Annotated in this window: 18 protein-coding genes and 1 pseudogene; 5 read left to right on the forward strand and 14 right to left on the reverse strand. The window is 34.5% G+C overall.

The window, feature by feature from the left end:
* The first annotated feature begins 141 nt into the window (after positions 1–141).
* Positions 142–300: a hypothetical protein gene (locus MOC86_RS23485; RefSeq protein ID WP_268586347.1), complete on the forward strand. Its 159-nt coding sequence runs from the start codon at positions 142–144 to the stop codon at positions 298–300.
* A gap of 242 nt (positions 301–542) precedes the next feature.
* On the opposite strand, the gene MOC86_RS23490 is transcribed toward MOC86_RS23485, so the two are convergent.
* Positions 543–1,100 (reverse strand): thioredoxin family protein, encoded by a 558-nt coding sequence (locus tag MOC86_RS23490; protein ID WP_268586348.1) that lies wholly within the window; start codon positions 1,098–1,100, stop codon positions 543–545.
* Between the two features lie 196 nt (positions 1,101–1,296).
* Here MOC86_RS23490 and MOC86_RS23495 point away from each other — a divergent pair, with 196 nt between their 5' ends.
* The gene (locus MOC86_RS23495) at positions 1,297–1,674 is read left to right on the forward strand and encodes a MerR family transcriptional regulator (RefSeq protein ID WP_268586349.1); all 378 of its coding nucleotides are present in this window, start codon (positions 1,297–1,299) and stop codon (positions 1,672–1,674) included.
* Between the two features lie 54 nt (positions 1,675–1,728).
* On the opposite strand, the gene MOC86_RS23500 is transcribed toward MOC86_RS23495, so the two are convergent.
* Positions 1,729–2,790, reverse strand: a complete 1,062-nt coding sequence (locus MOC86_RS23500; protein WP_268586350.1) for an NAD(P)-dependent alcohol dehydrogenase — start codon at positions 2,788–2,790, stop codon at positions 1,729–1,731.
* A 300-nt stretch (positions 2,791–3,090) separates the two neighbouring features.
* Between MOC86_RS23500 and MOC86_RS23505 the strand changes: the two genes are divergently transcribed.
* On the forward strand, positions 3,091–3,423 hold the full coding sequence (locus MOC86_RS23505; protein WP_019394194.1) for a DUF2642 domain-containing protein: 333 nt from the start codon (positions 3,091–3,093) through the stop codon (positions 3,421–3,423).
* A 284-nt stretch (positions 3,424–3,707) separates the two neighbouring features.
* Here MOC86_RS23505 and MOC86_RS23510 read toward each other — a convergent pair.
* The 10 genes and pseudogenes from MOC86_RS23510 to MOC86_RS23555 all read right to left on the reverse strand — a co-directional run.
* Positions 3,708–4,121: pseudogene (locus MOC86_RS23510) on the reverse strand (nitroreductase family protein); the annotation flags it as partial.
* A gap of 203 nt (positions 4,122–4,324) precedes the next feature.
* Entirely contained in the window at positions 4,325–4,729 is a 405-nt protein-coding gene (locus tag MOC86_RS23515; RefSeq protein ID WP_268586351.1) for a hypothetical protein, read from the reverse strand.
* A gap of 239 nt (positions 4,730–4,968) precedes the next feature.
* Complete coding sequence (locus tag MOC86_RS23520; RefSeq protein WP_268586352.1) at positions 4,969–6,138, reverse strand: iron-containing alcohol dehydrogenase; 1,170 nt, start codon at positions 6,136–6,138, stop codon at positions 4,969–4,971.
* Positions 6,139–6,461: 323 nt separating this feature from the next.
* Positions 6,462–6,866: a YfmQ family protein gene (locus tag MOC86_RS23525; protein ID WP_268586353.1), complete on the reverse strand. Its 405-nt coding sequence runs from the start codon at positions 6,864–6,866 to the stop codon at positions 6,462–6,464.
* A gap of 195 nt (positions 6,867–7,061) precedes the next feature.
* Entirely contained in the window at positions 7,062–8,504 is a 1,443-nt protein-coding gene (locus MOC86_RS23530; protein WP_268586354.1) for a PLP-dependent aminotransferase family protein, read from the reverse strand.
* 81 nt (positions 8,505–8,585) lie between these two features.
* Positions 8,586–8,924, reverse strand: coding sequence for a DUF3147 family protein (locus MOC86_RS23535; RefSeq protein ID WP_268586355.1), 339 nt, complete (start codon positions 8,922–8,924; stop codon positions 8,586–8,588).
* Positions 8,915–9,337, reverse strand: a complete 423-nt coding sequence (locus MOC86_RS23540) for a MarR family winged helix-turn-helix transcriptional regulator (RefSeq protein ID WP_268586356.1) — start codon at positions 9,335–9,337, stop codon at positions 8,915–8,917. Before MOC86_RS23540 ends, MOC86_RS23535 begins: the two co-directional genes overlap by 10 nt.
* A 197-nt stretch (positions 9,338–9,534) precedes the next feature.
* On the reverse strand, positions 9,535–10,284 hold the full coding sequence (locus MOC86_RS23545) for an ABC transporter permease (RefSeq protein WP_268586357.1): 750 nt from the start codon (positions 10,282–10,284) through the stop codon (positions 9,535–9,537).
* Entirely contained in the window at positions 10,272–11,015 is a 744-nt protein-coding gene (locus tag MOC86_RS23550) for a phosphate ABC transporter ATP-binding protein (protein WP_268586358.1), read from the reverse strand. Before MOC86_RS23550 ends, MOC86_RS23545 begins: the two co-directional genes overlap by 13 nt.
* 336 nt (positions 11,016–11,351) lie before the next feature.
* Complete coding sequence (locus tag MOC86_RS23555; protein ID WP_268586359.1) at positions 11,352–11,912, reverse strand: peptidoglycan-binding domain-containing protein; 561 nt, start codon at positions 11,910–11,912, stop codon at positions 11,352–11,354.
* Positions 11,913–12,622: 710 nt separating this feature from the next.
* Here MOC86_RS23555 and MOC86_RS23560 point away from each other — a divergent pair.
* Complete coding sequence (locus tag MOC86_RS23560) at positions 12,623–13,294, forward strand: TVP38/TMEM64 family protein (RefSeq protein WP_268586360.1); 672 nt, start codon at positions 12,623–12,625, stop codon at positions 13,292–13,294.
* Positions 13,295–13,366: 72 nt separating this feature from the next.
* On the opposite strand, the gene MOC86_RS23565 is transcribed toward MOC86_RS23560, so the two are convergent.
* Together MOC86_RS23565 and MOC86_RS23570 are read right to left on the reverse strand one after the other, a co-directional pair.
* Positions 13,367–13,927, reverse strand: coding sequence for a hypothetical protein (locus MOC86_RS23565; protein ID WP_268586361.1), 561 nt, complete (start codon positions 13,925–13,927; stop codon positions 13,367–13,369).
* Positions 13,928–14,050: 123 nt separating this feature from the next.
* Positions 14,051–14,890, reverse strand: a complete 840-nt coding sequence (locus tag MOC86_RS23570) for a LysR family transcriptional regulator (protein ID WP_268586362.1) — start codon at positions 14,888–14,890, stop codon at positions 14,051–14,053.
* 119 nt (positions 14,891–15,009) lie between these two features.
* Here MOC86_RS23570 and MOC86_RS23575 point away from each other — a divergent pair, with 119 nt between their 5' ends.
* The gene (locus MOC86_RS23575; protein ID WP_268586363.1) at positions 15,010–15,753 is read left to right on the forward strand and encodes an SDR family NAD(P)-dependent oxidoreductase; all 744 of its coding nucleotides are present in this window, start codon (positions 15,010–15,012) and stop codon (positions 15,751–15,753) included.
* The last annotated feature ends 304 nt before the right edge of the window (positions 15,754–16,057 follow it).

A 16,057-nucleotide genomic window follows, 5' to 3' on the forward strand; every position in this document is an offset into this window, starting at 1 on the left:
TACAAAGGCTCTTTTTTATTCAACCTCCTTTTGAGACTGAATGCTCTCTCTACAAAAAATGATAGGAAATACTTTATATCCCCTACACTTTCTTTTTCTCTTTTCATATATTAATTATTATGATATATAGGGAGGATCCTTATGAGCGAATTTGAGCAGTTTCAATTGTTTCTCAACCAAACTAGGAAGCGATATAAATACTGTCTAAGGCGCTTTGGCTATTCTTCTCCTATTACTGAAAAAGCAGCTCAGTGGCTCGTTATCCTACTAAGAATTGAAGAGGAGTATCTTAACAGATAAAGGCTTTTTAAATGAAATGTACGGAAGCTGTTTTTCACTCTTATTAGTTGGACAACCTTTATTCCGCTACTCCCTCTATAGAGTTTAACTTTAAATTTATAATGCTTCACCAGAACTAAGAGAACGAGTTATGCAAAAAATAAACTACTGTTTCTTGGGCAATCAAAGTAAACATTCTGAAATAGATGAACAAGAAAACCACCTTTTGAGGGTAATCTCTCAAAAGGTGGTTTTTATTATCTTTACTTTCCTATATTCAATACTGTTTCTTTAAAACTTTCATAAACATATGACCATAAAACAGACTCATTCATATAGCGCTTTTGTAAAGATTTTATCACTTCTTTCTGCTTTTCTGAGAAAGAAGGATCTTCTTTTGGTGGAAGAGCTGAGCGCACTTCGTTGACGAGTTCTTGCACTTTTGGCGCGCGCGGACCCCATTTTCCAATTAGCTCCCCTTCATTGTTAAGAATGAGCACCATTGGAATGGCACGTCCTCCATTTGTGAGATGGCGGTCAATTAAATCCGTATCTTTATCACGTAAAGCAACACGAACTTCTACATCCGCCGCTTCCGCTATCTTTCGAATCACAGGATTAATCATCATTGCGTCTCCACACCAATCTTCTGTAATAATCAAGAAATGAAGATTTTGTGTTTTTAACTGTTCTGCAACCCCATCTTCAGGAAGCTGAAACGCGTTATACACAGAAAAGCTTTCTTCTTTTAATGTACTCATTTCGTCCATATATGTTTGAAGTGTTTTTCCTTCTTCAAAATACTGTTGTTCTGTTTTCATCCTACTACCTCTTTTACTTTAATATTGATAACTATACCATACTAAATTTTCAACTTTTTCTCGACTATTATGCCCTATTTATCTAATTTCACAGACAGAAACGCCGTCTAGATTACTTTGTTCTTATGAACTGTTGCCTTAAAGTTCACTTTAAGGTCTATAATGAAAAGGAATAAAAGAAATTATGGAGGATACAATGGGACTTTATATAAAAGAAGCATCCGAAAAATTCGGATTACCAACACATACACTACGCTATTATGAACAAGAAGGACTTCTCCCTTTTTTAAAACGAGATGAAAATGGAAATCGGGTTTTTGAGGAAAGTGATTTATCTTGGTTAGAACTAATTATTTGTTTACGAAAAACGGATATTGCTCTTTCTAAGCTGCGTGAGATTGTAGAACTAACAACAGAAGGTGATTGGACGATTCCACAACGCAAAAGAATTCTCGAAGAGCACAAAGAGAAAATGTTTGAAAAACAAAGGGAGTTAGATCGAGCTTTTGCTAAAATTGATCATAAGCTTCACTATTATGATGAGTTAGAAGAGGACGCTAAAAATAAATCATAAAAAACGCCGTAGGCATCTAGTCTACGGCATTTTTTATGATTATATTTTGAGATACTATAATGTTGCCACATCAATGACAAAGCGGTAGCGAACATCACTTTTTAAAACGCGCTCATATGCTTCGTCAACTTGACTTGCATTGATGACTTCAATTTGAGGAGCAATCTTATGCTCTGCTGCAAAATCAAGCATCTCTTGCGTTTCCTTAATGCCACCAACAAGAGAACCGGCAATACTGCGACGCCCCATAATTAAAGAGAACACGCTATATTGATCAGGTTCAGCTGGAGCCCCTACGTTCACAAGCGTACCATCAATGCGAAGAAGAGATAAATAAGCATCAACGTTAAGGTTAGCTGATACAGTATTTAAAATCACGTCAAAACGACCTGCTAATTCTTTAAACGTCTCTTCATTGCTTGTTGCGAAATAATGGTCGGCTCCAAAGCTTAACGCTTCACTTTCTTTGTTTATAGAGCGGCTTAATACCGTTACTTCTGCTCCCATTGCATGGGCAAATTGGATGGCTACATGACCAAGTCCACCCATACCAACGATCGCTACTTTTTTACCAGGACCTACATTCCAATGCTTTAGAGGAGAGTATGTTGTAATACCTGCACATAGTAGCGGGCTTGCCACGTCCATTTCTAAAGCGTCTGGAATACGAACAACGAATCCTTCTTTTACAACGATTTTTCGGCTATAACCGCCGTATGTTTGTTTACCATCATAGTCTAATGAATTGTACGTTTGCACAACGCCTTTTTTACAATATTGCTCATCCCCAGCTAAGCAGTATTCACACTCTCCGCATGAATCTACAAAACAACCAACTCCAACGCGGTCTCCTACTGCATATTTTGTTACGTTTGAACCGACAGCTTCGACAACTCCCGCAATTTCATGTCCAGGTACCATTGGGAACATGCCTCCTCCCCATTCATCAAAAGCACTATGAATATCAGAGTGACAAATTCCACTGAATTTAATATCAATTAACACATCGTCTGGACGTAATGCTCTTCTTTCTATTGTTGTTGTTTCAAATGGTGCTTTTGCATTTGCAACACTTAATACGCGTGTTGGCGTTGTGTTTGTATGTTGATTACACATAAGGAATAACACAATCCTTTCTCAATAATTTGTTATGCTGTAAAGCTACAAAACTAGCATAATCCTTAAAGTACACTTTAAGGCAAGAGATTTCCCTCAAATATTTTAAAACTATGGAAAAGAACCTTCTTTTTCTCTGTTTTCTTTGCAAAAAGCTATTAGAGAGAAAATCTAATAAAGTTTCTTTCAAAGTAAGGTGCTCATTTTATTATAGATAGATCGTTTTTTCTCTACTATATTCTCTTTTCTAGGCATAAAAATAATATAAATTGTCACTATTTAGAGGGGGCGTTTTTAACTTTGAATAAAAAGGCAAATAAATATCATCAAAATCTTGTTGATCAACCAGGATATGTTAATCATATGCCTGCTTCTCATTCTCCTATTTATCCGATTGCAGGAGTTCCGCAACCTAACCAATATGTAACAGGATTAGATCCTGTATTTGTGCAACATCTAAGTAGACATCAAGGTCAAAAAATTGCGGTGATGACAACAGGAGGTAGAATTGAAGGAATAAATGCTGGAGTTGCTGTAGATCATATTCAAATTAATTTGGAAGATCGTTCTACCCATATCCGAATCTCACAAATCATTTATTTCGAAGGTCCTTTGGCTTCTTACAGAAAATGAATACCTAGTGATCAAATTTAATCTATCTTCTACAGGATCATTTTGGTATGAATTTATACAGGATAATTTAAATTGAATATATCCATTGATAATAACATCTTGAATTCCTTTCATAAAAAAACAACTACCTTTCCACATTTCAAGGAAAGGTAGTTGTCTCTTTTTCATTCTATTTAAAAATGAAAAATAGATAGTTGGTATGTTTTTTAGAAGGTTCCCTCTTTCTTCATATTACTTAACCCTATGAAAGGTAACCGTTAAAATACAGTATAGTACTCCTACTACTAATCAATAATCGTTATCTTTTCTACAATATCTTCACGTGGCTGAGCCTCTGGAACGTTATCGAATTTACCAACCATTAATATACCGACAATCTTTTCGTTTTCTCCTACTCCTACGGATTGTTGGAAAGATGAACTGTGAATTAATTTTCCAGTTTTCCATAGAACACCGATTTTGTTTTCCCAAGCTAACAGAAGGAAATTTTGAATTAAAGCAGATACAGCACTAAGGTCTTCTTCTTGTTTTAAAGGGTCTGTATTTTCAGGCATGATTACCACAATATTAGCCTGAGCTTGAGTGAATTTTTCTATTTTTTTAGAAGGAATATTATCGGATGATTGAAGTAAAATATCCCTAAGTTTTTCTTTGCCATCTCCATGAAACAATACAAAACGCCAAGGTTCACGTAACTTATGATTTGGAGCTCATGTTGCGTCTCTTAGCATGTCAACTATGGTATCTAAAGAGATAACCTCATTATTAAAATTTCTAATTGTTCGTCTCTGTTTAATAACTTCCCTTATTGATGTAGTCATATTGTTCTCTCCTCATATTATGTAATAACCATTTCTCTGTAACATTTTTTAAAGCTAAAATGAACAATCAAAGTTTAAAATTAAGAGGTTTTACCCGTGTTATTCTTTATAAAAAAGCGAATAGCTTGCGATATATCCATCTTATGTTTTGAACAAAAGTTCAGTAAAGCATCATACGTATTTTCATCTAATCTCACATGAATAGAGTGGTTAAGGTGCCCCTTCTCTTCTTTTAGAAAATGTTTCTTTCTTCCATGTTTATGTTTCCCTCTTTTTCGGTGAAAAGAGATAGTAACAGAACCCTGTTCCTCAATAGCCTTGTCACCTTCATTTTCTATCCAAACCTCTTGTATGTGGTGTTCATAGTTTTTAAGGTGGTTGTTTAGCTCTTCTCCTTCTATCCCTTTTCTTTTCGCTTTATGAACAAATTTTCGTTTCATAAATTCTTTATACTGGGTATAACTCTTAAATGTTATGGTTCTCATTTCACTTCACCATTTCTATTCTTGGTATACGTAGGTCCATCTAATTGATAACCATTATTTTGTGTAACGATAATGGTTATCAATTATGTTGAATAAATCATAAGCTAGATTTTATTAATTGTCAATTCATAATAGAAAAAACTACTGAGGATGAACTGCAGCCCGATTGTTAGACACAATCTAACAATCGGGGTTGCAGTTTTTTATTCTTATTCTTTCTTTTTAATCCACAAAATCATTTACTTTGTATTTGCTCTATATGCTTCTTCATAAATCTTCTCAATTTCTTTAACCGTTAACCATCTTGGATTATTGTTGAGCAAACGATCAATTTTACTTGCTTCTTCTGCGAGGTTTGGAATATCTTCCGCTGTAACCCCTACATCTTTTAAACTAGAAGGAATTCCTATATCTTGAGCTAATTGAGTTAATGCATAAACCGTACAATTCGCTGCTTCCCTCAACGAAAGACCTTCTATATTTTCCCCTAATGCTTTAGCAACTTCTGCAAATTTTTCTAAATCTGCCACCACATTATATTTCATTACAAAAGGAAGGAGAAGAGAATTTGCGACTCCATGAGGAACTTTAAATTTCCCGCCAAGTGGATAAGCAAGTGCATGAACTGCACCAACGCCCGCATTCCCTAGTGAAATACCTGCAAGCAAACTGCCCATTGCCATGTCTTCACGCGCTTTTACGTCTTTTCCATTGTACACAGCTTTACGTAAAGAACGAGAAATTAGTTTAATCGCTTGTAAAGCAATTCCGTCCGTTAGTTCTCCAGCGCGAATAGCTGTATAAGATTCAACAGCATGAACAAGAGCATCCATCCCTGTTGCTGCAGTTACTGATGGAGGAACCGTTAACGTTAATGCTGGATCTACAATTGCTACTTTAGGAAGAAGGTAAGGACTAACAATCCCTTTTTTCACCTTATCCTGTACATCTGTGAAAATAGCGTTGTATGTAACTTCAGAACCTGTTCCAGCAGTAGTAGGCACTAGAATGGTAGGAATTCCTGCATTTTGGACCTTTTCAATTCCTACCAAGTCTCGTACATTCTCTTGATTAGTTAACATAATAGAAAGAACTTTGGTGGCATCGAGCACGCTCCCTCCCCCTACCCCAATAAGAAGGTCATACTCTTTTCCTTGGAGTTGAATCATCATTTGTTCCAAGTTTTCAAATGGAGGCTCAGGCATTACTTCGTCCATAATGTCTACTGCTAAATTAATCTCTTCTAAAGGGGAAATAACTCTAGATAGGAGGCCAGTCTGGCGAATAACCTTATCTGTTATAATCACGGCTTTTTTTGATCCTAACTTTTTAGCTTCTTCCCCTATTTTAGAGATAGAGTCCCCTCCTGTAATCAAGGTTTGGGCTGTCCGAAAATAAGAAATGGTCATAATCTTTCCTCCCTATAGTGACTTGACACTCATAAATTCAAGTTCAGTTATACTTTGTTTCTTAACTTAACGCTGAATTTTTTCAAAAAGCTTACTATTAAAAGAAATTCTCGTTTTCTCTTTGAAGACCTTTAAAATTGGCACAATTGTCGAAAAAGGTCTTTATAAATTACTTGAATCAAAACAAAAGAATTAGGAGGAAATGCTTCTACTTCACTAACTATGAAAGAAATTTCTTAGAGAACCAATAAGGCTATGGAAAAGTAATCATAGCAAAAACCATTCAGAATAAGGTCTGAATGGTTTTTAAGTTAGTAAACAAATTAATTCTCTACTTTCTCGTGAAGTTGCTCCGCAAACAAACGATATGCAACTGTGCTTTTACGATTCTGTTTAAACACATCAACATGGTCACTATATGGATAAACAAAGAATATTAAAGTTTTCTTTCCTTTTCTTTCTTCAAAAACAAGCGGGGTTCCACTTCTTCTCGGTGAAATATCATAACGATTTAAAAACGTTCCTTCATTGAATCCATGAAGCATTTGACCTTTTTCTTCTCCTTCTAATAGACGTTCTCCTTTTTTTATAGTTATATCTTTCTCTTCTAGTTTTGGATGAAGTTGAAATTTATGAACAAACCATTCTGCCAAAAATGTAGGTGGTGATGCCACCGTAATTTTGACTAAACTTAGAATGACTAATGAAACCACAAAAAACCATGTCACTGTTACCATCTCCGTTATATACTTAAATAATGAAAGTCATCTTCCTTTTTTATCATAAAAGAAATCAACCAAAATGGACCATCCAATTAATATATATTTTACCCATCCACTTTTAAAACTAGTGTAGCTTAATCATAGCAAAAAGGATTTATGAGAAATCATAAATCCTTTTTACTATATAATGAACAACTATAATTATCCACTAGATTGAATACTTTTTAGCGCCTCCGCAAATCTTGTAATGCCTTCCTTGATTGAGCCTAAATCTCCGCGTCCGAAAGTAAAACGTACACAGTTTTCTTCTGACCCTAAAATACGTCCTGGCACAAAAGCTATTCTTCTTTTCATAGCTGCTTTAAGCAATAAATCTTCTTTAATGGGAAAGTTGAATCTACACCATAAATGGATCCCACCTTCAGGAACAAGAAATTGAACTTGATTACCTAACTGATTGTTAAGACTTGAGACGATTTCATCTCTTCGATTCTTCAATTCTCCTCGAAGCATTACAATATGATCGTGAAAATAGTATGAATCTAAAAATTCATTTGCAATCCATTGTGGAAAAACACTATGTCCAAAATCTACTTGTTGCTTAGCATCTGCTAGTCTTTGAATTACTTGTGGAGGACCGATTACCCAACCAATCCGTAACCCTGAGGCCGCAATTTTTGATAAAGAACTAATATACAAAACAGTTCCATTTTCATCCATTGATTTTAAGGTGGAATTCACTTTTCCGTTATAGGACGTTAAACTATACGGATCATCTTCAATAATCGGAATGCCGAATTCAGAAGAAAGCTCCAACATCTTTTTCCGACGTTCTAAAGAAAGAACGACTCCTGTAGGATTTTGATAGTCAGGATTTAAGAAAATCATTCGAATGCGATGCTTCTTATGTAACGCAATAATCTCATCTGGATCTACTCCATGTTGATCGACTTGTAAACGGAAAGTTCTAATCCCAGCAGATTGAAAAATAGGTAAGGAAAAACAGTAAGATGGATCCTCAATTGCTACTGCATCTCCAGGTTTAAGCAAACATTGAACAATAAGATGTAATGCCTGCTGAGCTCCTGATGTAATCAAAATAGAAGATGGATCTGTATATATTTTTTTATACTTTTTCACATGTGAAGAAATAGTTTCTCTTAATTGCTCATTTCCTTGAGGATGATCATACCCTAGATTTAAAAAAGGCGGTTGTTGAGCAATAATATGCTGAAATTCTCTATGAGGAAATAAACGAGAAGAAAGTTCCCCACTCGCTAAGTTAATATGGTTCTCTTTTTGTGTCTCAGTTCGAATATGCTGAACTAAAGGCAGATTCGGTAGGAAAGAACCGTCTTCTACATATCTCCCCCAATTTGGGATGCGCTTATGCGATAATCCCCATATATCTGTACTAACTCGTGTCCCACTTCCTTTTTTTCTCTCTACTATCCCAAGCGACTGCAATTCCTCATACGCAGCAACAACTGTACTTCGGTTTACTTCAAGCTCAGCAGCTAGAGTGCGTTCTGAGGGTAATAGACTATCTGCTGGGAATGTGCCTGAAGAAATGCCTTCTTCAATATAAGATGCAATTTGTTTATAAATCGGTTTTTTATCTGTTCGATTTGGTTTCCAGTTCATATAAAATACTCTCCTTGCTCATTCACTTGTATCATTCTCAAAAAGAGAAGACGATTAACCCAATTTATCTATTTACATCAATTAAAAAATCTTCTTTATAATAATCTCTTGTAGAAGTAAGAAGAGGCTCCATCCTCCAACACCTAACATTACCGATACTATCAAAGGGAAGGAAGATTTGAGTAAAATAGCTACGATAATGAGAAGAACGGCTGTTGCTGGAAAACCCCAGATGACTCCTAAAGCAAATTTACTGAGTTCTGTTGTGGTTTCTCCCTGAATAGAAAGCCAAAATAAACTTAATAAACTTACTAATGGCAAAGCCGCTACAATTCCACCATACTTAGGCGAAATTTGAGCAACTCCTGAAACAATTCCGATAATGAGTGCTGAGACTAATACTTTAAGAATTAAAAACATTTTTTAGCTTCCTCACTAAGCAGAGAAAAAGCTTTTTCAATAGCTTTAACTTCAGCCTCTTCCATACTTTCTAATAGTTTCTTCAATTTCTCCGTATCTAATCGAGTATGTCTATATAGAATATCGGTTCCTTTCTCTGTTAACACGACAAGCACTTTTCTTTCGTCTTTTGGGCTTCTTTGTTTAGAAACAAGTTCTTTTGCAATAAGTCTTTTAATATGTTCAGAAGCGGTATTGTGGGAGACTTGCAAGTATGTGGCTAAATCCCCTATCGTTGTTTCAGATTTCTTTTCGATGCGTTGGAGAATACGTATTGCTTGATGGGAGATATTCTCTTGATGAACATAGTGTAAATGATGATAAATATCTGTCCAATTCTCATTTATATGAGTGATAGCTTTTTCAATAGTCATCAGTTCAGTTTTTCTCCTTTTTATTTTTATCTTAACATACGATATAATCGTTTTAAAAGATGCTTTTTTAATAATATAAAATAATGTTCTTGTATACTAGACCTTTGTGAGTTGGAGAGAATCTAGGAAAACTCCTTAATTATAGAAAAAACAGCCTCTTTGAAAAGGCTGTTTTTTCTATAGCAATATATAAAGTTTTATTTCTCTTTTAATTGCTGATATGAAGTAAATAAGCTTGGATAAATAAGAAAACTAAGCATAACGCATGTCAGCGTAGCAGAAGCCAGCATCGTAAATACGATTAACAACTGAAAACGGACAGCTTGGACAGGATCAGCTCCAGCGAGAATTTGTCCTGTCATCATGCCTGGTAGTTGAACAAGGCCAATGGTTTTTTGGCTTTCCAAAGTCGGAATCATACTTGCTTTCATACTTGCTTTTAAAATGTGAGAAATTGCTTGTCTTGTTGATCCGCCAAGCGATAAAATAAGCAAAACTTCTTCTTTCCGAATTTCTACTTCTGAAGCTAGACGGTTTAGAAATAAGCTAGCGAGAACCATAGAGTTTCCGATAATCATTCCACTGATTGGAATCATGTACTTTGGTGTTGGAGGAATAATGCCTAATAAAAGAAGCAAACCTTGTGTTATGCCTTCTACAACAATAAGTGTAAGCAGAACTTTCCAAAACACGCCTTGCTTCTTCTCCTTTTTTTTCACTACATTTTGAGCCGCTACTAATATCATGCACAAAATCATAATGATCGTAAAAAAAGGATTATTTAGGTTGAAAATGAATGTTAGGAGATACCCAATAAAAAGTAGCTGAATGCTTGCTCGAATTGCCGCGATCATAATGTCTTTTTCAATGCCGATTTTAAAGGATTTTGATAGAAATAGAGCAATAAATACAAAAACAATCGTAAATAAAAGTACTATAAAGTCCATGCTGCTTCTCCCATTAAAAATTGCTTTGTTCGTTCATGTGTAGGAGCGGTGAAAAAATCTTGAACAGAAGCTCTTTCAACTACACGTCCATCTTCAATCAACCAAACTAAATCTCCTACTCTTCTTGCTTGCTCAAGGTCATGAGTAACCCAAACAATCGTTTTGTTTTCTTCTTTATTCAAACGCAACACAAGATCCTCTACTTCATGTGTTGAAAGAGGATCAAGAGCAGCTGTGATTTCATCTAAAAGAAGGACTGAACTATTATTAGCAAGCGTTCGTGCTAACGACAATTTTTGCTTCTGCCCTCCTGATAGACTTCTAGCCTCTTGTTGTAAAAGAGTTTTAGGGAGACCTGTAAAAGCTATCAATTGTTCAATGCTGTATGTCTGTTTCTTATGAAGTTTATATGTAAGCAAAAGATTATCCTCGACAGTACCATCTAAAACAGGCGCATTTTGAAATGCAATGCCTACATGCTGTCGCAACTTACTTATGTTCCACTCCCGCACCTCCTTCCCTTCTACGACAATTTCTCCTTCATTAGGAGAAATGAGAAGATTACAAAGAGAAAGAAGCGTACTTTTTCCTGATCCAGATGGACCAACAAAAACGACAACGGAATTTCGCTGAATGGCACCAGAAATGCCGTGAAGCACAGGCTTCGTTTCCCCATTCTGGATAAAATGTTTACTAACAGATTTAAATTCAATAACAGGTGACTGAATCATGGGTTTTACACCTTTCTTCTCTTTTTATATGTATGTTTTTCATACTTTGCTTTTCGTATGAATCCTAGTAAATTTTATCATTTATTAAACCTTATGGATAACCCAAAATATAAGAAAAGTTCATTAAAAAAAGATGCTAGTACAATTTCCCGTCACTAAGTGTTAACTAAATGTAAAAGAGGCCTTTATCATTAAGGCCTCTTGTGCATGTTTTCTTTCTACTCTTTTCTTGATCATTCTCTATTCTTTTACAAGTAGCTTCTGTTTTTATTACATATTTATTTTGATAAACATCATATGTCTAACGATTATTTCTTGCGTACAAAAGAGGCAATACTAGGGTAAATCTTCAACTACACGCCCATCTTTATAAATATGATACCATCCAATTGTACCTGTTCCACCTTCATCTATCCAGTCCTTATTGGCTGCTTTAAATCTGTAATAAGACTGCTTTTTAGAGTCTTTTAGTAGTCTACCAGTGCCTCCAAATATAATATTGCTCCCTAATTCCTTCTGCCCTAATGCGATGGCATCATCGACGGTAAACTGCTGTCTTTCCACCTTATTCTGATCTAAAGCAGCCCATGTTGCAGGTCCTACAATTCCATCTGAAGATAGATTATGATCCGCTTGAAACTGTTTTACTATACTTTGAGTTTTCGGGCCAAAAATCCCATCAATCCCTGTATTATACTTCACATCTGTAAGACTTTGTTGCAGGATTCGTACATAATTAGAGTGAGAACCAAGACGCAAAGTCGGTCGTGTTTCAGCTTTTGTTGCAATTTTTTGAGAATCAGCTTTAACTACTGCATGATTAGGCAATACTCCCATTGTTAAAGGTGTTGTGACAAGCATGAAAGTTGGAATAACAGCTAGCAATTTCTTCTTCATAATAACTAACCCCCATGTCTAATAATATGGTCCATTCATTTTTCTGGTGTTCTAAATCAATCAACTTGATCAGTTATTTAGAACGCGATAAAAAACAGCTAAACAAACTACCCTTCCCCTGCCAGTAGTGGATCATTCGTCAATTAACTTACCTATATATAAACCTAACTATAAATTTCCTTCATTTAAAAGCCAGTAAAGGAAATTTATATAATAATTACAACGTTTATACTACAACTATTACATAAATAAAACAACAGTTTTTTTTCGAAAAATTAAAATTTTACATTTTTTAAAATTATTCTCCAATATATTCTCTTTATCCTATATGAGTTATTTCCCATAAGAATGCTCTTTCCTGACGTTGTTTAAATAACTTCTTTGTGAGTTCGATCTACCTCATTGATTTAAAATTTATCTTTTTTAGGAAAAGTTACGCAATGCATACACCTAATCAAAAGGAGAACAATAAACTAGAGGTTAACTTTATGACGGAAGATTTTATCCCAGAACCTACTAAATGCTGCTCCTGCTAATCACTGTTGGTTACGTTGATTAGTACGTTGCTGCGTTGAATGCCTAATCTACGCTCTAAACAATTCTTTAGAGCAGTGTCCAAGTGTCATTGTTTCTGGTCTTAAATTTAAACCCATAAGAAAATCTTCATTTATTTAACTTGAAGATAACAAGTATTGTTAGGTGTGAAACAGATGTATAAAAAATTATTAGGGTTCTTCGGATTGATGTTTTCTATTACAGTAATGTTGTTAGAAAAGGATACTTTGTTAGACATAATAAAAGAAGGCACAGTGATGTCTATAATCCTCAGTATTTTATTTATAGCTATTGTTTCTCACTTTCCCATTATTCCTTTCTTTTTAGCTGTTGGTATTATGGGGGCCATCTTCGGTCTTCTGAAAGGAACTTTAATTTCGTTAATAGGCGTTATGATAGGTATCTTGGCTGTTTTCTTTCTTACAAGATACAGCTTTCGAGATTTGATAAGCAAAAAAGTAAAGAATTCTCCTACAACACGCAAATATGAAGACTATTTTGCTAAAAATACTTTTACATCCATCCTGTTTTTCGGAGGGATACTCCCTCTTCTTCCTTCATTACTTACAAGTAGTTTATGTGGTTTGAGTAGTGTACGATGGACTGTTTTTTTTCTTGCCTCACTAGTCGGTCAAATTCCAAGAGTTTTCGTTATCACAACAGCAGGTGTTTATTTTCCTACTAACAAGCTAATGTCATTAAGCATATATATAGGCTATATTGCCGCTACTTTATTAATGAGCTTTCGAAAGTTTCCAAATTTATTTAGAATAACAAAGGGAACAGACAGAGGAATAATGAAGAGAATAAATAAACGTATCAAATAAACCAAGAATGTATACGAACTCATCCTTGGTTTATTTTTGCCAACTATTAAAATGATTACTTTGTCATCTTATTTAAACACGCTGTCTTAACTTCAATATGAATTTCGTGAACCAATATGCAAGAAATACGATAACGAGATCTATAACATAAAAGTGAAAAGGAGTAATTCCTTTTTTTAATTCAATTATATTAAGTGTTCCTTCAATAGGAGCAAGAATAAATGCGAATATAGCGCTTAACACCAATGTATAGAGAAGCAAGCTTTTCTTGTGATTTGTACAATACTGATAGAGAAGTAAGAATCCTATAGGGAGAACAGACGCAGTAATATTTATAGACTGAGGTAACAAAGGAGTTAAATAATAACCTCTAATAACATAACCGCTATTTGTTAATGCAAGCTCCGTATATGTCCATATTATATGTACTGTATAACCGAAGAAAAACACTTCAAAAATCCGTTTTCGATCAACCGTAAAGTACAATAAGATAAGCGGAATAATTAAAGAAGCAAGAACTAACCAAAATTGCCAATTTCCAAAATTTGTATACCTTTCCCAATAAGAAGAGAATAAAGAAGACATCTCTTGCCCTTTACTATAGATTTTCTCCAAGTGCTGCTCACGATCCATAAAAGAACCTCCTAGTGAAACGTTCTTTTTAGTCTTGTTACAACACTTCTTTTTTATACACAATCTTTCTTCTACTTTTTATGTAAAAAAACATGAAGCAAAATAAAATTCTTCATTTGTATCTTATAACTTCTGTAAGAACCGAATAAACTTTTTCACACTTTGAGATCTTTGCTTTCCTTTTTTCACCACAAATTGAATTTGAACATCTTCTGAAAGCTCCTCAAACTGTACGATCTCCCTACTCAGACGAGAATGTGCTATATCTGCTGGAATAATGCTCATTCCGAGTCCATTAGAAATCCCTTGCAAGATCGATTCTAATGAATCAAATTCCATTAAAACTGGTTTAGTGAAATTATAGTTTTGAGAGAACTCCAATATTTTTTTTCTATATATACAATTTGGGTCACTATTTACGAGTAATGTTGGGGATGATTCCCTTTTATCATGTCCTTCACAAGACAGTAGAACAACTTTTTCACGATCGCAATAAACTTCTTCAAATCGATCTTCATCGTTATCTCCACTGAAAAAAAGTCCATCAATTTCTCCATATAAAAGTTGCTCTTGCAGTATTTGTTTTGTATCTGTTTTAACTTTTACTTTTATATTTTTATTCTGTTTTAAGAAATCAGAGAGAAAATGAGGAATTTTAAAGGCAGAAATGGTTTGAGAAGCTCCAATTGTTAAAGAGCCCTCCCCTTTATCCTCATTCATTTTTATTTTTACTTCATCCATTAAAAAGAGAATTTTTTCAGTATACTCTAATAAAAGAACTCCTTCATCTGTTAATGTAACTCCTCTGTTTGTTCGATTTAATAATTTAGTATCTAGTTCTTCTTCTAAATGTTTTATCCTTCCACTAACATTTGGTTGAACATAGCCTAACATTGCTGCAGCTTTTGATATTGATTTCTGCTCTGCTACGTATTTAAAGATTTTTAAATCTTGGCTTTCCAAAGGTAAACTCACTCCTTTGATATCATTTAAAATGATACTAGTCTTATTATTAACTATTATATCTTCTTTACATAATAAAGTTATAATAAATTACGATAAAGAGAAAGGAAGGATAAAACATGAGCGATTTTGAAAACAAAGTATATATTATCACTGGCGGAGGCACTGGTGTCGGAAGAGCAATTTCATTGAAATTAGCAGAAAAAGGCGCAAAAGTTGTTATCAATTATCGTAAATCAAAAAAAGAAGCAAGGGAAGTAACTGAGAAAATTACAGAGTATGGAGGGATCGCTCTTTCTTTTAAAGCAGATGTTGCAATAGAAAAGGAAGTTCGTGAAATGATTTCACAAACTATAAAGGAATTTGGGAGAATAGATGGATTAGTGAATAATGCTAGCATTACTGCTCAAATTGCTATGAATGATTTAGAATCTGCCACAGATGAAATATGGGATTCCTTGTACGATGTAAATGTAAAAGGAATGTTTCATTGTATAAAAGCCGTTGTTCCCTTTATGAAGAAACAAGGATCAGGCGCTATAGTGAATTTAGGAAGCGTAGCTGGAACAACTGGAATTGGTTCTTCTATCCCCTATGCAGCAACAAAAGCAGCTATTCATAACATGACAAGATCCCTTGCAATTGCTCTTTCCCCTCATATTCGAGTAAACTGCATATCTCCAGGTGCTATAGAAACAAGATGGTGGTCTGGCAATAAAGATAAGATGTATGAGCTTGCTGGAAATCTCCCCCTTGAACGTATTTCATCACCAGAAGATATTGCAGATGCTGTTCTTTTTCAACTTACACAAGGGTCTGTTACAGGGCAAGTATTTACGATTGATAATGGTCAAACTCTTTAGTTCTAGGTGATATTTATTTCTATATTTTTTATATTTCTTTTAGAACAACATTTATTTAGATAATATTTTTGCTTTATAACCCATTTTCCTATATAAAAACAAGGAGGGATTTTAATAACTCTCCTTGTTTTCGTCTGTTTGTTATACATTAATTTCCTCTTATATTGGAATTCTTCTGCCCTCACCCCCACTACATTGCTAAAACGAATATAGACGAAAAAGAAAAGATAATGCTAATGCTTATAATGCCTGTCCAATATATCTCTATTCCCCTTTTGCTAATTTTTCTCTTTCTCGTAAAACT

The organism is Priestia endophytica (assembly GCF_026790145.1).
GTDB lineage: Bacteria > Bacillota > Bacilli > Bacillales > Bacillaceae_H > Bacillus_I > Bacillus_I endophytica_A.

What these genes read in the sequence shown, in the direction of transcription:
- MOC86_RS23535 (WP_268586355.1), bottom strand. Translation starts at nt 8,924, where the DNA reads ATGTTTTTAATTCTTAAAGTATTAGTCTCAGCACTCATTATCGGAATT.
- MOC86_RS23500 (WP_268586350.1), bottom strand. Translation starts at nt 2,790, where the DNA reads ATGTGTAATCAACATACAAACACAACGCCAACACGCGTATTAAGTGTT.
- MOC86_RS23550 (WP_268586358.1), bottom strand. Translation starts at nt 11,015, where the DNA reads ATGATTCAGTCACCTGTTATTGAATTTAAATCTGTTAGTAAACATTTT.
- MOC86_RS23555 (WP_268586359.1), bottom strand. Translation starts at nt 11,912, where the DNA reads ATGAAGAAGAAATTGCTAGCTGTTATTCCAACTTTCATGCTTGTCACA.
- MOC86_RS23485 (WP_268586347.1), top strand. Translation starts at nt 142, where the DNA reads ATGAGCGAATTTGAGCAGTTTCAATTGTTTCTCAACCAAACTAGGAAG.
- MOC86_RS23540 (WP_268586356.1), bottom strand. Translation starts at nt 9,337, where the DNA reads ATGACTATTGAAAAAGCTATCACTCATATAAATGAGAATTGGACAGAT.
- MOC86_RS23530 (WP_268586354.1), bottom strand. Translation starts at nt 8,504, where the DNA reads ATGAACTGGAAACCAAATCGAACAGATAAAAAACCGATTTATAAACAA.
- MOC86_RS23560 (WP_268586360.1), top strand. Translation starts at nt 12,623, where the DNA reads ATGTATAAAAAATTATTAGGGTTCTTCGGATTGATGTTTTCTATTACA.
- MOC86_RS23520 (WP_268586352.1), bottom strand. Translation starts at nt 6,138, where the DNA reads ATGACCATTTCTTATTTTCGGACAGCCCAAACCTTGATTACAGGAGGG.
- MOC86_RS23545 (WP_268586357.1), bottom strand. Translation starts at nt 10,284, where the DNA reads ATGGACTTTATAGTACTTTTATTTACGATTGTTTTTGTATTTATTGCT.
- MOC86_RS23565 (WP_268586361.1), bottom strand. Translation starts at nt 13,927, where the DNA reads ATGGATCGTGAGCAGCACTTGGAGAAAATCTATAGTAAAGGGCAAGAG.
- MOC86_RS23575 (WP_268586363.1), top strand. Translation starts at nt 15,010, where the DNA reads ATGAGCGATTTTGAAAACAAAGTATATATTATCACTGGCGGAGGCACT.
- MOC86_RS23495 (WP_268586349.1), top strand. Translation starts at nt 1,297, where the DNA reads ATGGGACTTTATATAAAAGAAGCATCCGAAAAATTCGGATTACCAACA.
- MOC86_RS23515 (WP_268586351.1), bottom strand. Translation starts at nt 4,729, where the DNA reads ATGAGAACCATAACATTTAAGAGTTATACCCAGTATAAAGAATTTATG.
- MOC86_RS23490 (WP_268586348.1), bottom strand. Translation starts at nt 1,100, where the DNA reads ATGAAAACAGAACAACAGTATTTTGAAGAAGGAAAAACACTTCAAACA.